Source organism: Lysobacter antibioticus HS124 (genome assembly GCF_000336385.2).
GTDB classification, from domain to species: Bacteria; Pseudomonadota; Gammaproteobacteria; order Xanthomonadales; family Xanthomonadaceae; genus Lysobacter; species Lysobacter firmicutimachus.
Genome location: NZ_HG424514.1, coordinates 38027 through 39837 on the forward strand (window position 1 = coordinate 38027; position 1811 = coordinate 39837).

Consider the following 1811-nt stretch of genomic DNA (forward strand, 5'->3'; position numbering starts at 1 on the left):
CGAAGGTGCTCAGGTCCGGAGCGATGCCGTAGCGCTCCTGAGCGCCGCCCAGAGCGACGCGGAAGCCGGTCATCACCTCGTCGAAGATCAGCACGGTGCCGTGCTTCGTGCACAGCTCGCGCAGGTGCTGCAGATAGCCTTCGCGAGGCAGGATGCAGTTGGCGTTGCCGACGATGGGTTCGATGATCAGTCCGGCGATTTCGCCGCCGGCTTCGTCGAACAGCTTCGTTGCGGCGTCGAAATCGTTGTAGGGCAGGGTCAGGGTGAGGTCGGCCAGGGCCGAGGGCACGCCCGGCGAATTCGGCAGGCCCAGGGTCATGACCCCGCTGCCGGCCTTGACCAGGAAGCTGTCGCCGTGACCGTGGTAGCAGCCCTCGAACTTGACGATGCGGCTGCGGCCGGTGGCGCCGCGGGCGACCCGGATCGCCGACAACGTCGCCTCGGTGCCGGAGTTCACCATCCGCACCATTTCGCAGCTCGGCACGATCCGGGTGATGACTTCGGCCATGGTCACTTCCAGCGCGTTCGGCACGCCGAAACTGAGGCCGTCGCGCATGGTGCGTTCGACCGCGGCCAGCACCTGCGGATGCGCATGACCGGCGATCATCGGCCCCCACGAGCCGACGTAGTCGACGTAACGGTTGCCGTCGACGTCGTACAGATAGGCGCCGTCGGCGCGCTGGGCGAAGAATGGTTCGCCGCCGACCGACTTGAACGCGCGCACCGGCGAATTGACGCCGCCGGGAATCAGCGCCTGGGCGCGGGTGAACAGATCGTGGGAACGAGCGTTAGTCATGGCGGGAGTCTTCTTCGAAACAGGAAAGGTAGGCGCGTACCGCGGCGGCCGGGTCGGGGGCGTCGAACACGCCGCTGATGACCGCGAGCAGGTCGGCGCCCGCATCGACCAGCGGCCGGGCATTGTCCGGGGCGATGCCGCCGATCGCCACCCGCGGCAGCCCCAGCGCCGCCGCCTGCGCGAGCAACGCGGGCGAAGCGCGGCGCGCATGCGGCTTGGTCGGCGAAACGAAAAACGCGCCGAACGCGACATAGCTGGCGCCCTGCGCGGCGGCGGCGCGAGCCAGGGCGATGTCGTCGTAGCAAGAGGCGCCGAGGATGGCCCGGCTGCCGAGCGCGACGCGCGCGGCGGGCAGTTCGCCGTCGTCCTCGCCCAGGTGCGCGCCATCGGCGCCGAGCTCGGCGGCCAGGCGCCAGTCGTCGTTGACGATCAGCGGCACGCCGTGGGCGCGGCACAGCGGCTGCAGCGCCTGCACCTGAGCGCGTTGCAGCGCGGCGTCGGCGGCTTTGTTGCGGTATTGCAGCCAGTGCGCGCCGGCGCCCAGCACGGCTTCGACCCGGCGCAGCAGACGCGGGGTGTCGGCTTCGTCGGGCGTGATCGCATACAGGCCGCGGCGCGGCCAGCGGGAGGTCATGGGCGGCTTCCGTAGGGGAGGGCGGAATGGGACAATGCGCGTCCCGCAATCCACGCATTATCCGCCCATGTCCGAGTCCGCCGCGACCACCGCCTACCGCACCTGGATGTGTGTCGTCTGCGGCTTCATCTACGACGAAGCCAAGGGCTTGCCGGAAGAGGGCTTGGCCCCGGGCACGCGCTGGGAAGACGTGCCGGATACCTGGACCTGCCCCGATTGCGGGGTGACCAAGGACGACTTCGAGATGATGCAGGTCTGAGTGGCTAAGTCCCTCCCGCATCGCCGAACGGCCCGCGCGACTGCGCGGGCCTTTTCGTTCATGTGGCATCCGGGCCTGGCGGTGAATTTGCGGACCGATCCGCTGCCGTCCTGCCAGTAGCG

2 protein-coding genes and 1 pseudogene are annotated in these 1811 nt (G+C 69.5%); 1 reads left to right on the forward strand and 2 read right to left on the reverse strand.

What is annotated here, in order from left to right; translation table 11 throughout:
• Both TX83_RS23920 and thiE read right to left on the reverse strand, forming a co-directional pair.
• Positions 1 to 796, reverse strand: a 796-nt coding sequence (locus TX83_RS23920) for a glutamate-1-semialdehyde 2,1-aminomutase (protein ID WP_261370130.1), incomplete at its 3' end; no start/stop codon positions are given.
• Positions 789 to 1430: a thiamine phosphate synthase gene (thiE, locus tag TX83_RS13490; RefSeq protein WP_064748479.1), complete on the reverse strand. Its 642-nt coding sequence runs from the start codon at positions 1428 to 1430 to the stop codon at positions 789 to 791. The genes thiE and TX83_RS23920, both read right to left, overlap by 8 nt.
• Before the next feature lie 48 nt (positions 1431 to 1478).
• On the opposite strand from thiE, the pseudogene TX83_RS13495 reads away from it, so the two are divergent.
• A pseudogene (locus tag TX83_RS13495) lies at positions 1479 to 1689 on the forward strand (rubredoxin).
• Positions 1690 to 1811: the final 122 nt, after the last annotated feature.